The 19,872-nt window shown below is 63.1% G+C and carries 15 protein-coding genes; 12 read left to right on the top strand and 3 right to left on the bottom strand.

The features are described 5' to 3' along the window. Window positions 1–2: 2 nt before the first annotated feature. Window positions 3–770, bottom strand: a complete 768-nt coding sequence (gene ubiE, locus Q8P46_04070) for a bifunctional demethylmenaquinone methyltransferase/2-methoxy-6-polyprenyl-1,4-benzoquinol methylase UbiE (GenBank protein MDP2619340.1) — start codon at window positions 768–770, stop codon at window positions 3–5. 100 nt (window positions 771–870) lie between these two features. Between ubiE and mutM the strand changes: the two genes are divergently transcribed. From mutM to Q8P46_04015, 11 genes are all read left to right on the top strand, one after another. Further along, window positions 871–1,752 carry a bifunctional DNA-formamidopyrimidine glycosylase/DNA-(apurinic or apyrimidinic site) lyase gene (gene mutM, locus Q8P46_04065; protein ID MDP2619339.1) on the top strand — a complete coding sequence of 294 codons (882 nt, stop codon included), beginning with the start codon at window positions 871–873 and terminating at the stop codon, window positions 1,750–1,752. Between the two features lie 94 nt (window positions 1,753–1,846). Further along, entirely contained in the window at window positions 1,847–2,620 is a 774-nt protein-coding gene (locus tag Q8P46_04060; protein ID MDP2619338.1) for an enoyl-CoA hydratase, read from the top strand. A 178-nt stretch (window positions 2,621–2,798) separates the two neighbouring features. Next, window positions 2,799–3,065, top strand: a complete 267-nt coding sequence (gene rpsT, locus Q8P46_04055) for a 30S ribosomal protein S20 (protein ID MDP2619337.1) — start codon at window positions 2,799–2,801, stop codon at window positions 3,063–3,065. A 637-nt stretch (window positions 3,066–3,702) separates the two neighbouring features. Continuing rightward, window positions 3,703–4,149 (top strand): rhodanese-like domain-containing protein, encoded by a 447-nt coding sequence (locus Q8P46_04050; protein ID MDP2619336.1) that lies wholly within the window; start codon window positions 3,703–3,705, stop codon window positions 4,147–4,149. Window positions 4,150–4,237: 88 nt separating this feature from the next. Beyond that, on the top strand, window positions 4,238–5,776 hold the full coding sequence (dnaA, locus tag Q8P46_04045) for a chromosomal replication initiator protein DnaA (GenBank protein ID MDP2619335.1): 1,539 nt from the start codon (window positions 4,238–4,240) through the stop codon (window positions 5,774–5,776). A gap of 149 nt (window positions 5,777–5,925) precedes the next feature. Beyond that, a complete protein-coding gene (gene dnaN / locus Q8P46_04040) occupies window positions 5,926–7,044 on the top strand; it encodes a DNA polymerase III subunit beta (protein ID MDP2619334.1) in 1,119 nt (372 codons plus the stop codon). 4 nt (window positions 7,045–7,048) lie between these two features. Further along, window positions 7,049–8,197, top strand: coding sequence for a DNA replication/repair protein RecF (recF, locus tag Q8P46_04035; GenBank protein ID MDP2619333.1), 1,149 nt, complete (start codon window positions 7,049–7,051; stop codon window positions 8,195–8,197). Between the two features lie 145 nt (window positions 8,198–8,342). Beyond that, window positions 8,343–10,775, top strand: a complete 2,433-nt coding sequence (gene gyrB / locus Q8P46_04030) for a DNA topoisomerase (ATP-hydrolyzing) subunit B (protein ID MDP2619332.1) — start codon at window positions 8,343–8,345, stop codon at window positions 10,773–10,775. Between the two features lie 194 nt (window positions 10,776–10,969). Then, on the top strand, window positions 10,970–11,251 hold the full coding sequence (locus tag Q8P46_04025) for a type II toxin-antitoxin system RelE/ParE family toxin (GenBank protein ID MDP2619331.1): 282 nt from the start codon (window positions 10,970–10,972) through the stop codon (window positions 11,249–11,251). A 12-nt stretch (window positions 11,252–11,263) separates the two neighbouring features. Beyond that, on the top strand, window positions 11,264–11,563 hold the full coding sequence (locus Q8P46_04020) for a HigA family addiction module antitoxin (GenBank protein ID MDP2619330.1): 300 nt from the start codon (window positions 11,264–11,266) through the stop codon (window positions 11,561–11,563). 497 nt (window positions 11,564–12,060) lie between these two features. Beyond that, the gene (locus Q8P46_04015; GenBank protein ID MDP2619329.1) at window positions 12,061–14,127 is read left to right on the top strand and encodes a PBP1A family penicillin-binding protein; all 2,067 of its coding nucleotides are present in this window, start codon (window positions 12,061–12,063) and stop codon (window positions 14,125–14,127) included. On the opposite strand, the gene Q8P46_04010 is transcribed toward Q8P46_04015, so the two are convergent. Both Q8P46_04010 and phaZ read right to left on the bottom strand, forming a co-directional pair. Continuing rightward, window positions 14,124–14,894: a SprT family zinc-dependent metalloprotease gene (locus Q8P46_04010; GenBank protein MDP2619328.1), complete on the bottom strand. Its 771-nt coding sequence runs from the start codon at window positions 14,892–14,894 to the stop codon at window positions 14,124–14,126. The genes Q8P46_04015 and Q8P46_04010 overlap by 4 nt on opposite strands. Window positions 14,895–15,085: 191 nt before the next feature. Further along, window positions 15,086–16,315 (bottom strand): polyhydroxyalkanoate depolymerase, encoded by a 1,230-nt coding sequence (gene phaZ, locus Q8P46_04005; GenBank protein ID MDP2619327.1) that lies wholly within the window; start codon window positions 16,313–16,315, stop codon window positions 15,086–15,088. A gap of 376 nt (window positions 16,316–16,691) precedes the next feature. On the opposite strand from phaZ, the gene Q8P46_04000 reads away from it, so the two are divergent. After that, window positions 16,692–19,838, top strand: coding sequence for a type ISP restriction/modification enzyme (locus Q8P46_04000; protein MDP2619326.1), 3,147 nt, complete (start codon window positions 16,692–16,694; stop codon window positions 19,836–19,838). Window positions 19,839–19,872: the final 34 nt, after the last annotated feature.

Raw genomic sequence — 19,872 nt, 5'->3', positions numbered from 1 at the left:
CTCTAAATGCGCCAGGCGGAATGGATCGCGGCGATGCCGCCGGAAAGATCGCGATGCTGGACGCGCTGAAAGCCGGCCTCGCGGATCAGCGTGGCGAAGTCTTCCTGGTTGGGGAAGCGGCGGATCGATTCGACGAGATAGCGGTAGGCGTCGGCATCACCGGTCACGACCCTGCCGAGGGCCGGAATCGCGTTGAAGGAGTATAGATCGTAGAGCCGGTCGAGCATCGGCACCGTCACTTGGGAGAACTCAAGGCACAGGAACCGCCCGCCCGGCTTCAGCGCCCGGTAAGCCTCGCCGAGGGCGGCCGGAATATCGGGGATGTTGCGGATGCCGAAAGCAATCGTATAGGCGTCGAAACTGTTGTCGGCGAAGGGTAGCGTCTCGCCATTGCCCTGGACGAAGCGCACGCGCTCGCCTTTCCCTGCCTTTTCGACTTTCTTGGCGCCTGCGGCGAGCATGTGGGCGCTGATATCGAACGCCGTGACGTGGGTTCCCGGGCCGCCGGCGTCCAGCACCCGCAAGGCGATGTCGCAGGTACCGCCGGCGACATCGATGAGGTGGAAGGGCCGCGCGCTTGCCGGCGGATTGAGCCAAGTGACGGCAGCATCCTTCCACAGCCGGTGCAGGCCGCCGGACATCAGATCGTTCATCAGATCGTAGCGGTCCGCGACATGGGCGAAGATGCGGTCGACCAGCCCCTGCTTGGCGGCGGCCGCAATGGTGCGGAAGCCGAAATGGGTGGTTTCGGTCGGGATCTTGCCTGTCATGGTCGCTCTACCGTCGCTTCGGCGCGGACCATAGCGTAGGGTCGCGGTGCGCGCTATGCTCGCGTCGGCACAACGTAAAGGCTCCTCGAAGGCTTTCCCCATGCCCGAATTGCCCGAGGTCGAGACCGTGCGCCGCGGCCTTGCCGGCATCATGGAGGGGGTGCGCGTGACCGGGGTTGAGCAGCGCCGGAGCGATCTGCGTTTTCCCTTTCCGGAACGCTTTTGCGAGCGGCTCACCGGCGCCACCGTCTTGGCGCTTGACCGCCGCGCCAAATATCTGCTCGCCGCGCTCGATAGCGGCGAGACGCTGATCATGCATATGGGTATGTCGGGCGCGTTTCGCATTGATGCCGAAGGACAGGCGGATAAGCCCGGCGATGCTCATCTGTCGCGTGGCAAATTCGCCGGCCATGACCATGTGGTGTTCCATTTCGCCGGCGGAACGAAGATCACCTACAACGACCCGCGCCGCTTCGGTTTCATGACCCTTGCCGAAACGGCCAACCTAAGGGCACACCCGCTGCTTGCGGGGCTCGGCGTCGAGCCCACCGGAAACGCGTTCAACGCGGCTTATCTCAACGCCGCCTTTCTCGGCCGCCGGACCAGCGTCAAGGCGGCGCTGATCGACCAGCGGCTGATCGCCGGCCTCGGCAATATCTATGCCTGCGAGGCGCTGTTCCGGGCCGGCCTGTCGCCGCGCCGGCGGGCCGGAACGCTGGCGCGCGTCAATGGCGGCGCAGGCGGGCGCCTGGAGCGGCTGGTTCTTGCCGTCCGCAGTGTTATCGACGAAGCGATCGAGGCGGGCGGCTCGTCGCTGCGCGATTACGTTCGCGCTGACGGAAGTCTCGGCTATTTCCAGCACCGCTTTTCGGTCTATGACCGCGACGAGTTGCCCTGCACGCGTCCGGGCTGCACGGGCCTCATCAGGCGCATTGTCCAGGCCGGCCGTTCAAGCTTCTATTGCCCCGCCTGCCAGCGTTGAGATGAGGCAACCGGGGCGGCAAATGGCCTGTTGCCATCGCCGCGCCGCCCGGATAGCCCTGGGCGCTGCGATAAGACATTGAGGAAACTGAGCCATGGACTTCGAAAACATTCTCGCCGAGACCCGAGACAAGGTTGGTTTGATCACGCTCAACCGGCCCGATGCGATGAACGCGCTCAATTCGGCGCTGATCGCGGAGCTCTCCGAGGCACTCGATGTCTTCGAGGCTGACCCGCGCATCGGCTGCATGGTGCTCACCGGATCGGAAAAGGCCTTCGCCGCCGGCGCCGACATCAAGGAAATGCAGGCGAAGTCCTATGCGGAGATCTATTTGGAGGATTTCATCACCCCCTGGGAGCGGGTCGCGCGCGCGCGCAAGCCGATCATCGCCGCGGTTGCCGGCTATGCGCTCGGCGGCGGCTGCGAGCTCGCCCTGATGTGCGATTTCATCCTCGCTGCGGACAGCGCCAAATTCGGCCAGCCGGAGATCAATCTCGGCGTCATGCCGGGCGCTGGCGGTACCCAACGCCTGACCCGCCTGGTGGGCAAGTCCAAGGCGATGGAGATGTGCCTGACCGGGCGCCTGATGGACGCCGAGGAGGCCGAGCGAAGCGGTCTGGTGAGCCGCATCGTGGCGGCCGACGAATTGGTCGACGAGGCGGTGCGCGTTGCCGCAAAGATCGCCGAGAGGTCGCTGCCGGCGGTGATGATGACCAAGGAGGCGGTCAATCGCGCTTATGAAACCGTGCTCGCCGAGGGCGTGCGCTTCGAGCGCCGTCTGTTCCATTCGCTGTTCGCGATGGAGGACCAAAAGGAAGGCATGGCGGCATTTACCGAAAAACGCAGTCCGCACTTCAAGAACCGGTAAGCGCTTTTCACCCTGGTTGACGCGTTCTGCAGCCGCCGGTATAAGCGCACGCGTTCGCGATACGGCTGGCGGGATGCAAAGCTTTCCTCTTGCACCCTTGCGGGGCTGAGCGTCGCGCAGCCAATCAACCAGCACCATTTTTCTGGCGCTCGCAATTCAAGGGCAAGAGGCGAACCCCATGGCCAACAAGCCGTCCGCCAAGAAGGCCATTCGCAAGATCGGCCGCCGAACCGAGGTCAATAAGAGCCGGCGCAGCCGCATGCGCACCTTCCTGCGCCAAGTCGAGGATGCCATCGCCAAGGGCGACAAGGCGGCGGCTGCCGACGCGCTTCGCCAGGCGGAACCGCAACTCATGCGCTCGGCCCAAAAGGGCCTCATTCACAAGAATGCCGCTGCCCGCACCGTTTCCCGCCTGTCCCGGCGCGTCAAGATCATGACGGCCTGAAACCGGCTGATTTTCCTGGGTTCGGGCCGGCCGCAATCGCGATTTTTCGCAGACCGTTTTTCCTCTCAACCATTCCTTCGCGGAATCAACGGCTTAATCATATGTCGCTGCGGTGAACCGAAATTGCAGCGAAATTGTGCCTGAAAAAAGCCCGATTCTCGCGCCGCAAGCGAAAAATTTTCCCGCTGAGAGCCGCCTTGGCGCCGACGCAGCGATTGCGAGGAGTCTCAAGACTTTGGCTCATACGGTGAAATGCGCGTGCCGAGAGCGCCGCGCGCATTGCCGTCGGATTCCGCCAAGCGCGGCGCTCAGCCCTCTTGCGGCGGGCATTGCCGCTGTGTATCGTCGATCATGACAATTCGGTCACCGACAGTTTTCACTTCAGTTAGTTTAAGATGAAAACGAACCGGCGGAGGTGATCGCGTGTTGCAGGTCGGTGTTATTTTAGTCTCGTTCAGGATCTTCGGCGCAGTCACAGGAGGGGTATTTTAAGGCGTATAATATATAATGCAATATGGGGTTCCGAGAACCTGATCGTGAGAAGATTTCAGCCAGGTTCGCCGTTGCGATAGGCGGATGACGCCGAAGCGGGGGGCTGGCGCAAAATCACGAATACGAAGGCGAGACGGTCGAGGGCATGAATGGGGGAAGCGATCAGACTTATTCCGGCGATTTGTCTGCGCGTCAAGCGTGGGACTTGCTCAACGAAACACCGGATGCGACGTTGATCGACGTGCGTACGCGCGCCGAGTGGTCCTATGTTGGCACCGTTGATCTAGGTGTCCTTGGAAAGGATGCCGTTCTTCTTGAATGGCAAAGCTTTCCTGACAGGCAGGTCAATCCGGAATTTGTCGATACTTTGCTGGCGGAGCTGTCGCGGCGTGGTGTCGGCGCGGATGAACCGCTCTTGTTCCTGTGTCGCTCGGGTGTGCGTAGCGCCGCCGCTGCGCGCGCCGTTACTGCCGCCGGTCGTGACCGTTGTTACAACATCGCCGGCGGTTTCGAGGGTGGCCTCGACGCTGATCGCCACCGCGGTCGGCTGCGGGGATGGAAGGCGGAGAATTTACCCTGGGTTCAATCATGAAATGGAGTGCCAAGTAAGTAGCAGCGAGTTTTGATTTGCGGCGCAAAATAAGCCGGTCCGAAACCACGGAGACGAGGAGACTTTCGGGATGCGGGATAACGATAATCAAGCGCAGACAATCGAGCCTCCGGCGACTGCGACGGCCTCCAACAGCGATTTCCATGATCGGCCGAAGGACGATAGCGGACTTGAGGCCACGTGGCGACGGGTCGGGAAGCGGCTTTGCGTCGAGCTTGGCGAGGACGTCTATTCGAGCTGGTTTGCGCGCGTGACGCCGGAAGGCATGTCGGGCAAGACGGTTCATCTGTCGGTTCCCACGCGGTTCCTGAAAAGCTGGATTGGTGCCCACTATCTGGACCGGCTTCTCGCCCTGTGGCAAAATGAGGAAGAGCGCGTCGCGCGCATCGAGTTGAGCGTGCGCGGACCGGCCCTCAGCAGCGCCGGCCGCAGCCGCAACGGCGCATTGCCGCCATCCAGCGGTCAGCCGGATCTGCTTGCCGCGGGACGCGCGGGTCGCGGCGCGGTGCGCGGGGCGACGGCATTTTCACCGACCGTCTTCAGCGACGGTCGCGCGCACGCCATCGGCTCGCCGCTTGATCCGCGCTACAGCTTCGACAGCTTTATCGTCGGCCCGTCGAATGCGCTTGCCCACGCCGCCGCCACCCAGATCGCCGCTTCCGACTCCTCAAACGGCACCGGCTTCAATATCCTGTTCGTGCACTCCGCCGTCGGTCTCGGCAAGACCCATCTGTTGCAAGCGATCGCTTGGGAATCGCGGCAACGGCGCCGGCCCGACCGGATTCTCTATCTCACCGCGGAGCGCTTCATGTACCGCTTCGTCGCGGCACTCAAGGCGCAGGACACGCTTGCTTTCAAGGATCACTTAAGGGGCATCGATTTGCTCCTGATCGACGATATGCAGTTTCTGCAGGGCAAATCGATCCAGCAGGAGTTCTGCCACACCCTCAACGCATTGATGGAAAACGGCCGCCAGGTAGTCGTCGCGGCGGACCGACCGCCGGTCGAGCTGGACAGTCTCGACGATCGCATGCGCTCTCGCCTTTCGGCAGGCCTTGTCGTCGACATTCGTCCGCTCGGCCGGTCTCTCCGCCTGTCGATCCTGCGCGCCAGGCTGGAGGCCGCGATGCGGCGGTTTCCGACGCTGCAAGTGTCGGATGCGGTGCTCGATTATGTCGCCGACCAGGTCGCCGGTAACGGCCGCGAGCTGGAAGGCGCCTTTACGCGCATCGTCGCCCACAACCAGCTCACCAACGCAGAAATTACCATCGAGATGGCCGAACGCGCGATCCGCGATCTCGTCAGGTCGCAGGAGCCCAAGCGGGTGCGCATCGAGCACATTCAGAAGATCGTCGCCAAGCATTTCAACGTCTCGCGCCAGGACATCGTATCCAGCCGGCGCAACCGCTCCATCGTACGTCCGCGGCAGATTTCCATGTACCTTGCCAAGACGCTGACCGACCGGTCGTTTCCCGAGATCGGCCGCCGCTTCGGCGGCCGCGACCACACCACCGTGCTTCATGCCGTGCGCAAGATCGAAGGCCTGATCAAGGAGGACCGGATGCTGGCCGAGGAGGTCGAACTGCTCAAGCGCATGGTCGAGGAGTGAACGCCCGCGCGATCCGCGCATGAATTCGGCGAACGGACTTGCCAAGAGCGCGAGGGAACGGCAATTTGCTTGAGCCTGCGGGCCGCGGGAGCGTGTGAAGGGCCGCGGCGCGTATTTCCTCGCCTCTTCGCCTGACATGACGGTTTGACATGAAATTGACGATTGAACGGGCCGCGCTTCTCAAGTCTCTGAGCCACGTGCAGAGCGTGGTCGAGCGCCGCAACACGATTCCCATCCTCGCCAACGTTCTCATCGAAGCGGACGGAAACACCCTCAAGCTCAAGGCAACCGATCTCGATATCGAGGCGGTAGAGACGGTACCGGCAGACGTCGCCTCTCCCAGCGCGACCACGGTTCCGGCGCATATGTGCTACGACATCGTGCGCAAGTTTCCCGAAGGCGCCCAGATCGAGCTGGAGACGGCCGCGGACGGCGCTTCTCTTTCGCTGCGCACCGGGCGCTCGAACTTCACCCTCCAGACCCTCGGCAAGGAGGATTTTCCCGACCTTGCCGCCGGCGCGTTTTCGCACCGCTTTGTGCTCGGCGCCACCGACCTGAAGCGCCTCATCGATAAGACGCGATTTGCCATGTCGACGGAGGAAACGCGCTATTATCTCAATGGTATCTATCTGCACATGGCCGACGGCAACGGCACGAGCGTTCTGCGCGCGGTTGCGACCGACGGGCATCGGCTTGCCTGCGTCGACCTGGCGCTGCCCGACGGCGCGGAAGGCATGCCCGGCATCATCGTTCCGCGCAAGACGGTCGAGCAACTCCACAAGCTCATCGAGGACGCCGAGGAAGCCGTCACCGTAGAGGTCTCCGCCGCCAAGGTGCGCTTTACCTTCGACAATATCGTTCTGACCTCGAAGCTGATAGACGGTACCTTCCCCGACTATGCCCGTGTCATTCCCCAAGGCAACGACAGGGTCCTGAGCGTCGATAGCGAGCGTTTCGCCGAGGCCGTCGACCGGGTCTCGACCATATCGAGCGAACGCGGCCGGGCCGTGAAGCTCAATCTGGAGGGCGAGAAGCTGATCTTGTCGGTCAACAATCCGGATTCCGGCAGCGCCAGCGAAGAGCTCGAGGTCGACTATGCCGGCGCGCCGCTCGAGATCGGCTTCAACGCGCGCTACCTTTTGGACATCGCCGGACAGTTGGACCATCACATGGCGCGCTTCGACATGGCCGACCCGGGATCGCCGGCGCTGGTCCGCGACGTCAGCGACGACGCGGCGCTTTACGTGCTCATGCCGATGCGCGTCTAGAATCTTGTCGACTGACGCTTACTGGCTCTCAAGGCTGCGCCTGACCGACTTTCGCAACTATGAGCGCCTGTCCCTCGACTTCGACTCGCGGCCAGTGGTGCTGGTCGGCGCCAACGGCTCCGGCAAGACCAACCTGCTCGAGGCCATCTCTTTCCTAGTGCCGGGCCGTGGCCTGCGCGGGTCGACCCACGAGGAGATCGCGCGTGATGGGGGCGCCGGCGGCTGGGCGGTTTTCGCCCGCGTCGAGGGGCCGAGCGGCACGAGCGAGATTGGCACCGGCCTCGGCGCGGAACCGAGACAAAACGATCGCGCCAGCCGTGACGTGCGCATCGACGGCGGGCGGGCGCGCACCGTCAACGACCTTGCCCATATCTGCCGCATGGCCTGGCTGACGCCTTCCATGGATTCCTTGTTCACCGGTCCCGCCGGCGAGCGCCGCCGCTTTCTCGACCGGCTGGTGCTGGCCATGGACGCGAACCACCGCAGCCGCGTCGGCCAATTCGAGACCGCGATGCGCCAAAGAAACGCGCTTCTGGAAGCGCCGGGCGCCGATGCGCGCTGGCTCGACGGGCTTGAGGCACAGATGGCCGAACACGGCGCAGCGATCGCCGCGGCCCGGCGCGACTATGTGCGGATCCTTCAGGGCGTGCTGAGCGAGCGCGGCGGCAGGGGGCCATTTCCGCAAGGACGCCTTGCTCTTGAAGGGAGCATCGAAACCGACCTTGCCAGCATGCCGGCGATCGACGCGGAGGACCGCTACCGGGGAGCGCTCGCCGATGCGCGTGGCGCAGACGCCGCCGCCAAGCGCACCCTTTCCGGTCCCCACCGCAGCGACCTGATCGTCTATTACGGCCCCAAGGCGCGCCCGGCTCGACTATGCTCGACCGGCGAGCAGAAGATCATGCTGGTCGGCCTGGTTCTCGCCCATGCCCGCCTGATCAGCGCCCTTGACGATCATGGCACGCCGCTGGTGCTGCTCGACGAAATCGCCGCCCACCTCGATCGCGACCGCCGCGAGGCACTGTTCGCCGAGCTTGGCGAACTCGGCGCCCAGGCCTGGATGACGGGGACAGAACGCGTCATTTTCGCTTCCCTCGCTGAGGCCGTCCAGACTTTTCAGGTCGCCGAAGGGCGGCTGAAAAGGCTTACCTGAGCGCCGATTGACCTTTCCTCCAGGAACACCATCTAGGCAGTACGGGGTGGCGGAAAATGCTATAAAAGTTCAATGATTCTTTCGGGTTGTATTGCCTGTCGGCGACCCGATCGTCGAGTTCCGACAGGCAGGCGAACGAGCACGTATGGCGAAAGAGAAACCCGCTGCGACGCCAGGCGAGGAATATGGTGCTGAATCGATCAAGGTCCTGAAGGGCCTTGAGGCCGTGCGCAAGCGTCCGGGCATGTATATCGGCGATACCGACGACGGCTCCGGGTTGCACCATATGGTCTACGAGGTCGTCGACAATTCCATCGACGAAGCACTTGCCGGCTATTGCGATACCGTCGAGGTCGTCCTCAACCCGGACGGCTCGTGCACGGTCCGCGACAATGGCCGCGGCATCCCGACCGAGATCCATTCCGGTGAGGGCGTCTCCGCCGCCCAGGTCATCATGACCCAGCTGCACGCCGGCGGAAAGTTCGACCAGAGCTCCTACAAGGTCTCAGGCGGCCTGCATGGGGTTGGCGTGTCCGTGGTCAACGCGCTGTCGCAATGGCTGAAGCTGCGTATCTGGCGCGACAACAAGGAACACGCCATGAGCTTCACCGACGGCGAGCCGGACGCGCCGCTTGCCATGGTCGGCAAAGCCGAGGGCCAGACCGGAACGGACGTTACGTTCCTGCCCAGCAAGAAGATCTTTTCGATGACCGAGTTCGACTATGCGGAGATCGAACACCGTCTGCGCGAGCTCGCTTTTCTCAATTCCGGCGTCCGCATCACCTTGACGGACAATCGCGGCGTCGAGCCACGCACCGAGGAGCTCCATTACGAGGGAGGGGTCGAAGCCTTCGTGCGCTATCTCGACCGCGCCAAGCACCCGCTCATCGCCGCGCCGATCATGATCCGCGGCGAGCGCGACGCGATGATGGTCGAGTGCGCCCTGTGGTGGAACGACGGCTATCACGAAAACGTGCTCTGCTTCACCAACAACATCCCGCAACGTGACGGCGGCGCGCATCTGGCCGGTTTCCGTGGCGCACTAACCCGCCAGGTCACGGGCTATGCCGACGCTGCCGGCATCTCGCGCAGAGAGAGGGTCGCGCTGACCGGGGACGATTGCCGCGAGGGGCTCACCTGCGTCCTGTCGATCAAGGTTCCCGATCCGAAATTTTCCAGTCAGACCAAGGACAAGCTCGTCTCCTCCGAGGTCCGCCCGGTGGTCGAGGGCGTGGTCAACGAGGGGCTCCGGGCCTGGTTTGAGGAGCACCCGGCGGAGGCCAAGACCATCGTCTCCAAGGTGGTTGAAGCGGCCGCCGCGCGGGAGGCGGCGCGCAAGGCGCGCGAGCTCACCCGGCGCAAGGGCGCGCTCGACGTCGCCTCGCTGCCTGGCAAGCTTGCCGACTGCCAGGAGCGTGACCCGGCCAAGGCGGAGCTGTTTCTGGTCGAGGGCGATTCGGCCGGCGGCTCCGCCAAGCAGGCGCGCAACCGCGAGTTCCAGGCGGTGCTGCCGCTGCGCGGCAAGATCCTCAATGTCGAGCGCGCCCGCTTCGACAAGATGCTGTCCTCGAACGAGATCGGCACGTTGATCACGGCACTCGGCACCGGAATTGGCAAGGACGAGTTCGACGTCGATAAGCTGCGCTACCACAAGGTCATCATTATGACCGACGCCGATGTGGACGGCGCCCATATCCGCACCCTGCTTCTGACCTTCTTCTACCGTCAGATGACGGATCTCGTGGAGCGCGGCCATCTGTTCATCGCCCAGCCTCCACTCTACAAGGTCAGGCGCGGCACCTCGGAGCAGTATCTCAAGGACGAGCGGGCACTCGAGAACTATCTCATCGACACCGGGCTTGACGGCGCGACGCTGAGGCTGTCCGATGGGGAGGAGCGTGCCGGCGACGATCTGCGCGCCATTGTCGAGGAAGCGCGCCGGATCAAGACCATCCTCGATGGGCTGCACAGCCGCTACCCGCGTCGGGTCGTTGAGCAGACGGCGATTGCCGGAGCCCTCAATCCGGAAATACTCAGCGACCCGGAAAAGGCCAAGGTCGCCGCCAAATATATTGCACGCCGCCTCGACACCATTTCGGAAGAGACCGAGAAAGGCTGGACCGGCGAACCAATGCCCGACGGGGGCTTGCGCTTTTCTCGCGAGGTGCGCGGCGTAAAGGAGGTCCGCGTGATCGACGGCCCGCTGATCGCGTCCGCCGACGCGCGCAAGCTCGACGAGCGCGCCGCCCATATGCAAAGCGTCTACGGGAAGGCGGCAGTGCTGCGGCGCAAGGATGAGGAACGAGCGATCCGCTCGCCGAGTGAGCTTCTCAGCACAGTGCTCGAGGCCGGGCACAAGGGCCTGACGCTGCAGCGCTACAAGGGGCTTGGTGAAATGAACCCAGACCAGCTCTGGGAGACGACGCTCGATGTCAACGCCCGCACCCTGTTGCAGGTCCGCATCAAGGAACTGGACGAGGCCGACCAGATCTTCTCCCGTCTGATGGGCGACGAGGTCGAGCCGCGCCGCGAGTTCATCCAGCAGAACGCGCTCGCCGTCGCCAATCTGGACGTGTGATTCGGAATGCAGATCAAGCGGCGCAGCCACATCCAGTTTCAGAATTTTCTGCTGGATTCAAGTTGCAAGTCGCCACGTCTTCCTTGAGAGGAAGTGCACTATGCAATCCGTTCTCCACAAACCGACTTTTGTCGGTCGGGGTGTCTTTCCTGCACCCCTTGACTGTCATAAACATTTTGTTTACATAGGGGTATATGATCCGGTCGTTTGCCGACGCGGAAACCGGGCGGTTTTTCATGACCGGAAAATCGCGCAAGTTGGCGCGCAAGATACTCAGGCGGGCGGCCTTGCGGTTGAAGCAGTTGAACGCCGCCACCCGGATCGATGACATGAGAATGCCGCCGTCCAACCGTCTTGAAGCCTTGAGGGGCAACCGCGCCGGCCAATACAGCATTCGGATCAACAACCAGTGGCGAGTCTGCTTCCGCTGGGAGGATGGCGACGCCGCCGATGTCGAAATCGTGGATTATCACTGACGAGTGTTTGTCATGCCCAAGAACGGACTTCCCCTGATCCATCCCGGAGAATTCCTTGCGGAGATTCTCGGCGAACTTGGAATGTCCCAGGCAGCATTCGCGCGCGCCATCGGGGTTTCGCCCATGCGCGTCTCGCACATCATCAAGGGCAGGCGGCCGGTAACGGCCGAACTGGCGCTGTTGTTCGGCAAGGCGTTCGACCAGTCGCCGGAATATTGGCTGAACTTGCAATCGGCCTATGATCTTGGAACGGCTCGGAAGGCGAGCGGGCGTCGCCTCAGGAGCATCCAAGCCATTGTATCCGCTGCTTGAAGGCGACAGCGTAACGACCGTCAATCTCGGCGTTTAGCACGTTGTTCAAACGCCGTTTGCGTGAATGGTCGTAGCAAGGCAATTCTGCACCTCTCCCCGGTGGGAAAAGGTGGATTGGGTGTTGCGGCGATGGCTCTAAGCAACACCGGGGCGGAGCGGCCGATCCCCACCCTTCACCTGTCTCCCCCTTGGCGGGGGAGAAAGCAAAATCAAGGTGTTAGCCGAGCTTAAGCGAGGCTAACCCTTGAATTTTGCAAGAGGGGGGGCAGGCTTCACCCCCCTCCTGGAAAATCTAACGCTTGGCGCCGCATGCGCGTCGCCAAAGCGCAAGATTTTCCTTCCTCCCCCACAAGGGGGGAGGAGGTCCAAGGCTTAACCCCCCATTAAATCGCCGCATTTAGCCTTGATTGAGGGACCAGCGCCCGCCTGTAATGGCGTGCGCGGGTGGGAATACTCTTCAATCGAGCCGGAAAGCCGCTTGCGGCCGGAAAAGGGCGATGTTCAGACGGCGCAATACGCGCAGGGGCCGCAATAGGGTACGCATCGAGCCAACATTCGAATCTGCGCCGAAGCGCGGCGGACGGCGCGGCCAAAGGCCGGTGCGCGGGCGGGTCCGGGGCAACCTTCTGCAGCGGCTCGTGCGGCGTCTCGTCTATTGGGGCACCGTAACCGCGGTTTGGGCCGCCCTCATATTCGGCGGCATTACGCTTTATTACGGTGCCAGCCTGCCGCCGATTGCCGACCTGAAGATTCCGGCCCGCACCCCCAACATCGTCATGGTCGCAGCAACCGGCGAGACGCTGGCGACGCGCGGCACCGGCCCAAGTCGCGACGTGCGGCTGCGCGAGCTGCCCGTCTATCTGCCGCAAGCGATCATCGCGGTGGAGGACCGCCGCTTCCGCTGGCATCCCGGCGTCGACCCGATCGGACTGATACGCGCGACGATCCACAATCTGCGCGCCGGACGCATCGTCGAGGGCGGCTCGACGCTGACCCAGCAACTCGCCAAGAACCTGTTTCTGGAACCGGACAGAACTCTGCGCCGCAAGGTCCAGGAGATGATTCTCGCGCTCTGGCTGGAGTGGCACTATTCCAAGGACCAGATCCTTGAGCTCTATCTCAACCGGGTCTATTTCGGCGCCGGCACCTACGGCGTTGAGGCCGCCGCCCAGCGATTTTTCGGAAAATCCGCGCGACAGGCGACTTTGCCGCAAGCAGCAGTCCTCGCCGGTCTGCTCAAGGCGCCGGCGCGCTACGCGCCGACACGCAACCCGGGACTGGCCGAGGACCGCGCCAGCCTCGTCATCGAACGCATGGTTGCCGTCGGCTTCATCTCCCCCTCGGAGGGTCTCGCCGCAATCGCCCACCCGGCCGCGGTCAGGCACCCGAATGCCCTCGGCGCCATCGACTATGCCGCCGACTGGATCGCCGACCAGTTGCCGGGATTCATCGGCCAACCCGCGACCGACATAGTCGTCGAGACGACCATCGACCCCAAGCTTCAGGCGGACGCGGAGGCGGCCCTTACCAGCGTGCTCGACGAACAGGGCAGCTCCCTCGGGGCCAGCCAGGGCGCCGTTGTCGCCATCGATCCCAACGGCGCCGTAAAGGCGCTAGTGGGCGGGCGCTCCTATTTCGAAAGCCAGTTCAACCGCGCCACCAAGGCTTTTCGCCAGCCGGGCTCGGCCTTCAAGCCGTTCATCTATCTCGCAGCGCTCGAACGCGGGCTGACGCCGGATACGGTGCGCCTCGATGCACCGGTGAAATTCGCCAACTGGTCGCCCAAAAACTACGACGACAAATATCGCGGGCCCGTCACCCTGCGTGAAGGCCTGACCAACTCGCTCAACACGGTCGCGGCGCGGCTTGCCAATGAGGTCGGCGTCAAGAGCATCACCGATACGGCGCGACGGCTTGGCATCACCGCGCCGATCAGTCGCAATCTGTCGATCGCACTTGGCACCTCGGAGGTCAGCCTGCTGGAGCTGACCGGCGCCTATGTGCCGTTTTCAAACGGCGGCTTTGGCGTCCTCCCGCATGTGATCGAGCGCGTGCGCACGGCCGACGGCAAGCTCCTCTATCAGCGCTCAGGCTCCGGTCCCGGGCGCGTGGTGCGGCGTGAGGACGTCGGTGCGATGAACCACATGCTTCAGGCGGCGCTGAACTCCGGCACCGCCCAGCGCGCCGCCTTGGGCACGTGGCCTGCAGCCGGCAAGACCGGCACCACCCAGGATTGGCGCGATGCCTGGTTCATTGGCTACACGGCGCGGCTAACCGCCGGGGTGTGGATCGGCAACGATGACGGCACGCCGATGAAGCGGGTCACCGGCGGCAGCCTGCCGGCCATGGCCTGGAATCGCTTCATGGTCGCCGTGCATCAGGGATTGAATCCGGTGCCGCTGCCCGGCAACTATTGGCGCAATCCCGACCGTGCCCCTCCGCTCGCCGCCGTCGGCAGGCGTGACGATGCCGCCCGGCCGCTGTCGCCTGAAGCCGCGCCACGCCAAGAGGGAAGCGGCTTTTCCCTCGACGGCAGTTTCCTGAAGCGCATTTTCGGGGGCTAGCTCGGATCGTAGCGGTGCAGCGCGCCGCCATGGGCGCGCAGCCAAACTTCGGCGCGGTCGGTATCGGCGCATAGCGCCCGCAGCGTACGCCAATAACGTGCCGAATGGTTCATCTCCTTCAGATGTACGACCTCATGCGCGGCGAGATAGGAGATGACGAAGTCGGGAGCCAGAATCAGCCGCCAGGAAAAAGTCAGCGTGCCGCTTGCCGAGCAGGCGCCCCAGCGGCTCTTCTGGTCGCGGATGGAAATACGCTTGACGGTGATGCCGAGGCGGCCCGCATAGACGCGGACATGCTTCGACAGCATCCTGTGCGCTTCCGCCTCCAGCCAGTCGCGCAAGCGGCGGCGAAGATGAGAATGTCGGCCGGAAACACACAGGCGAGGCAAGGCATCCTCGGGAAGAAGCGGGTCGGCCGCGCCCGGCTCGACCCACACCACGCCGCGCGCCTGTTCCCGGTGCTCGATCGTATGGGGTTGACCGCGCAGGGGAATCACCGCCCCATCCTCGAACCGCACCGGTTCGGGCAGGCGCTCAAGCCTGGTCTTGATCCAGTCGCGCTGGCGCTCGGCGAAGGCGCGGGCCTCATGGTGGGTGCCGCGCGACGGCACCGTCAGGCGCACATCGCCGGCGCGCACGCGCAACACGTAACGCCTTGCGCCTGCACGGCGAATCAGGGTGACGCGGACGGGCGCCCCGTCGATGTCGATCTCGAACCCGTCGCCGCCGGCGGAGGTTCTTGGCGGGCGGGAATCAGCTTCCGTCATCGCCCCCACCATGCCACGGAAGGCCCGGTTTCGCCCCGAGAATTCCGCCTTCCGTCCGCCTCTCGACCAGGTCTCGCCCGCCGGGATGCCGGCAAGTTTCCGCAAGTTTCCGCAAGTTTCCGCAAGTTTCCGCAAGTTTCCGCCGGAGTCGCGCCGGCCGCGTTCTGTTCGCGTTCCGTTCGCGTTCTGTCTCAGCCATCGGCCGCGCGGATGAAGGCGGCGACCCTGGGCACCACCTCGCGGCGGAAGCGCGAGCCATTGAACACGCCGTAATGGCCGACGCCGGGCTGAACATAGTGCATGCGCTTGCGCTCGGGGATGCGGGTGCACAGATGATGCGCGGCCTCGGTCTGGCCGCGGCCGGAAATGTCGTCGTGCTCGCCCTCGACCGTCATCAGCGCGGTGCACTTGATCCGGGCCGGGTCGATCCGCCGGCCGCGATGCGTCATCTCGCCCTTCGGCAAGGCGTGGCGCACGAATACCGTCTCCACGGTCTGCAGATAGAACTCGGCCGTCAGATCCATCACCGCCAGATACTCGTCGTAGAAGACCCGGTGCCGGTCGGCCGAATCCCCGTCGCCCTCGACGAGATGGTTGAACAGCTCGACATGGGCGCTCATGTGGCGGTCGAGATTCATGCTCATGAAGCCGGTGAGTTGCAGGAAGCCGGGATAGACGTCGCGCATGAAGCCGGGATGCGGGAACGGCACCTTGACGACGACGTTGCGGGCAAACCAGTCGGTGCCGCGCCGCTCGGCAAGCTCGTTGACGGCGGTCGGACTGACGCGCGTGTCGATCGGCCCGCCCATCAGCGCCATGCTCGCCGGCACACAGGCATCGCCCGCCTCCTCCATCAGCGACACCGCCGCGAGCACCGGCACCGAGGGCTGGCACACGGCGATGACGTGGGCGCCGGGGCCCACCGCGCGCAGCATGCCGGCGACATAGTCGATATAGTCGTCAAGATCGAACCGGCCCTGGGCGAGCGGCACCATGCGCGCGTCGGTCCAGTCGGCGATGGTGACGTCGTGGTCGGGCAGGAACGCTTCGACCGTGCCGCGCAGCAGCGACGCATAATGGCCGGAGAGCGGCGCGATCAACAGGAGCTTCGGCCCCGCCGCCTCGCCGTCGACGAGATCCTTGGCGAAATGGACGAGCCGGCAGAACGGCCGCTTGAAGACCACCTCCTCTACCACCGGAACGAGCCGGCGCCCGACCTCGACCTCGCCGATACCGAACGCCGGCTTGCCGTAGCGACGCGTGGCCCGTTCGAACATCTCCAGCGCCGCGCTGACGTTCCTGCCCGCGGCGGTGTGGGCGAAGGGGTTGAACGGGTTGCGCAGAGACAGCCGGCCGGCCTCGGCGAGCGCGCGCGCCGGGCCGACCGCGGCGTGGTTCAGCTCGTAGAGTTGATAGAGCATGGAGCCCCTTGTTGCTTGCGCGTCCGCGCGGCGATCAAGCGACGAATCGGAGACAGCCGCCTCATTGTGCAGTGCAACACGATAGGAGGCGGGCGCACGAAAGGCAAGGGGAGGGGGTAAATCCCGGTCGCCGTCACCCCGGCCCTCGGGTCTTGCCAAAGGCAAGCCCGAGGACAGGCTCCGGCCGCGGTCCAGAAAAGGGGTGCCCAACGCACCGCCGCTCAGTCTGGGTCCCGGATCGCGTGCTGGATCATCGCCTTGGCCTGCAAACCGCCTTCTTTTTCGCTCATGGGCAAGCGGGCTTCGCTCCCGCCCTTTTGTTGCGCGCCGTTTGCCTCTAATTTGCGCTGGAAGCTTCGCGAATCGAAAGCCGCCGATGGCCACTCCGTTCGATGCCTATCTGCGCAAGCTGCGCGAGATCCCGATCGAGGAGCATACCGAGCACACCGGCCGCTCGGCTTTGGAAGCCTTATTGAACCAGTTCGCTGCCGAGGCGGACGCCAAAGGCATCACCGTTCAGCACGAGCCAAAACGCGAGGCGGACAAGGGCGCGCCCGACTTCAAGATCAAGCGTCAGGGAATGATCGTCGGCTATGTCGAGAACAAAGCCATTGGCGAAAATCTCGACAAGGTCTTGAAGTCCGACCAGATCAAGCGATACCGCGACCTTTCCGGCAACATCCTGCTCACCGATTACCTGCAATGGATATTGCTCGACCGGGAGCGGGTGAAGGGCCGCGAAATCCTCGCCTTTCCGACCGATCTGGAAGGCCGCGCGCTACGCGTCGCAGCCGAGCGCGCCGAGGCGGTCGGCAAGCTCATCGCCGCCTTCTTCTCCGAGGCTCCGCAACGCATAGGTGAGGCAGAGCAGCTTGCGCTGGAGCTTGCCAAGCGCAGCAGGCTGCTGCGCGACCATCTCGGGGAGGAGCTGGTGCGGCAGGAGCGGGGCGAGCACAAAGAGGAGCGTCTTTACGGGCTTTTTCAGATCTTCCGCGATCAGGTCTTCCACGAACTGACGCTGAAGGAATTCGCCGACGCCTTCGCGCAGATGCTGGCTTACGGCCTGTTCCTCGCCCGGCTTAATTCGGATGCGAAGCCCGTCACGCTGCACAATGCGCGGGAATATGTGCCGGGGTCGTTCCGGCTCATCCGCGAACTGGTCGACTTCCTGACCGAGCTTGAGAAGCGCGAATATCGCGATGTGCGCTGGGTGGTCGAGGAGGTGCTGTCCATCGTCAACGGACTTAACCTGCCTGCGATTCACGAGGACCTGTCGTTCCGGCACCGCAGGGTGCGGCGGGGCGTTAGGGCGAAAAGCGAAGAGGAGGCCCGCCTGTTCGAGCGCGACCCGTTTATCTACTTCTATGAAAATTATTTGAGGGCCTACGACAAAGCCACCAGCAAGAGCCGCGGCGTCTATTACACGCCGCCGCCGGTGGTTAACTTCATCGTCCGCGCCCTCGACGACATCCTGAAGGACAAGGAAACGTTCAACATACCGGACGGGCTGGCCGACCATGGCCGCGTCACCGTGCTCGACTTTGCCTGCGGCACCGGCACATTTCTGGTCGAGGTGTTCGAGCGCATTTTCGCGAATATCGGCGGGCTTGATTCCGGCAAGGCCGGCCTCGTCGTGCGCGGGCACATGCTGAAGAACGTCTACGGCTTCGAGTATCTGATCGCGCCATACACCATCGCGCATCTGAAGCTGTCTCAATATCTGAAAGACAAGGACCATGAGCTAAATGACGATGAGCGGTTGCTCATCTACCTGACGAATACGCTGGAACCGATTACGGTCGAGCCAGATCAAAAGGAGCTGTGGCCAGTTCCAGAACTGGCTACGGAGATCAAAGAGGCACAAGCCGTAAAGGAAAAGCCGATCCTCGTCATCACCGGCAATCCACCCTATTCGGGCCTTTCACGCAACATGGGTGAAGCGGCCAAGGCACTCATCGAGCGATACAAGTATGTGGATGGTAGACACTTTGGCGAGCGTAAGCACTGGCTCCACGATGACTACGTGAAGTTCATCGCCTTTGCGCAATCCAAGATGGATGCTGTGGAGGAAGGTGTCGTCGGTGTCATCACCAATCATGCGTGGATTTACAATCCAACGTTTAGGGGCATGCGCCAATCGCTGATGAACACCTTTCAGCAGATTTACATCGTCGATCTACATGGCAGTTCTAAACCGAAGGAGATACCGCCAGACGGACTCGCAAACGAAAATGTGTTCGACATAATGAAGGGCGTTGCGATCACACTTTTCGTTAAAGGGAACGGTTTGGAACGGGGAGTGTGGTTCGGCGATGTTTGGGGCCGTCGGCTACAGAAGTATCAGATTTGTGCGAGTTCTCAATTTACAGCAATCGCGTGCGAGGCGATTAAGCCGGAGAAGCCCTACTATTTTTTCTCACCTCATACTGCAGCAGCCGCTTCCGATTGGGACAGCCACATACCGCTAGGGGAAATTTTCAGCGTGCACAGCGCCGGGATGTTTACTGCCAGAGACGGCTTGAATATCGGATTCGAGGAAGAGGAACTGCTTGGCCGCTTACGAACGTTTGCCGCTTTGAAACCGGATGAGGCGCGTGCGCAATTTGGATTGGGCCCCGACAAGCGGGATTGGAAGGTTGAGAGTGCGCAAGCAGATTTGGCCAATGCAGGGATTAGCCCAAAATTCTTGCGGCGTGTTGGCTACCGCCCCTTTGATGAGCGGCTTGTATTTTATACCGGACAGTCGAAGGGTTTGATTGGTCAACCTGGTCGGCCTCTTGCCGAAGCTGTCGATGTGTCGGGCATCGCACTTGGTACGGTCCGCAGGGTCGAAGAGGGTGAGTTCAGGCACGTGCTTGCTTTTTCCTCTTTACCTGATGGTCACTCCGTATCATCAAAAGAGACGACGCATGTATTTCCGTTATTTGTTCCTACGGGGAACAAGTCCAAATCGGTGGAAGTGGCAAAGACCGAAAACCTCTCCCCAGACTTCCGCGTCTTCCTCGACGCCCGCTATGAGCACCACTACACGCCGGAAGCAATCCTCGGCTACATCTACGCCGTGCTGCACGCGCCGACCTATCGAGACAAATACGCCGAGTTTTTGCGCATCGACTTCCCGCGCGTGCCGTTCCCCGACAAGAAGGCTGCATTCGATGCCATCTCCGGGCTCGGATGGGCGCTGGTTGAAGCGCACCTACTGCGTGGGCAGCCGAAGTCCGGGCTCGCCAGCTATCACGGCAAGGGCGATCATTCGGTCGAGGCCGTGCGCTATTCGCCCGAAGAGCAGGCGGTCTGGATCAACAAGACACAATGTTTCAAGCCCGTGCCGCAGGCCGTGTGGGACTTCCACGTCGGCGGCTATAAGGTGCTCTCGAAATATCTGAAGGATCGCAAGGGCCGCACCCTGTCACTCGATGAGATCAATCACGTGGCCGCCGTCGCCGACAGCCTCGCCTTCACCATCGACCAGATGGCGAAAATCGACGAAGCCTACCGGGCGGCCTTCCCCGACCTTGGATAACTCCGCCGCCGCGCTCGCGCCGGGCGGCCGGTTG

It is taken from the genome of Hyphomicrobiales bacterium (genome assembly GCA_030688605.1).
Classification (GTDB): Bacteria; Pseudomonadota; Alphaproteobacteria; order Rhizobiales; family NORP267; genus JAUYJB01.
Note: the sequence above shows the minus strand (reverse complement) of the source record. Positions and strands in the feature narration are given on the sequence as shown.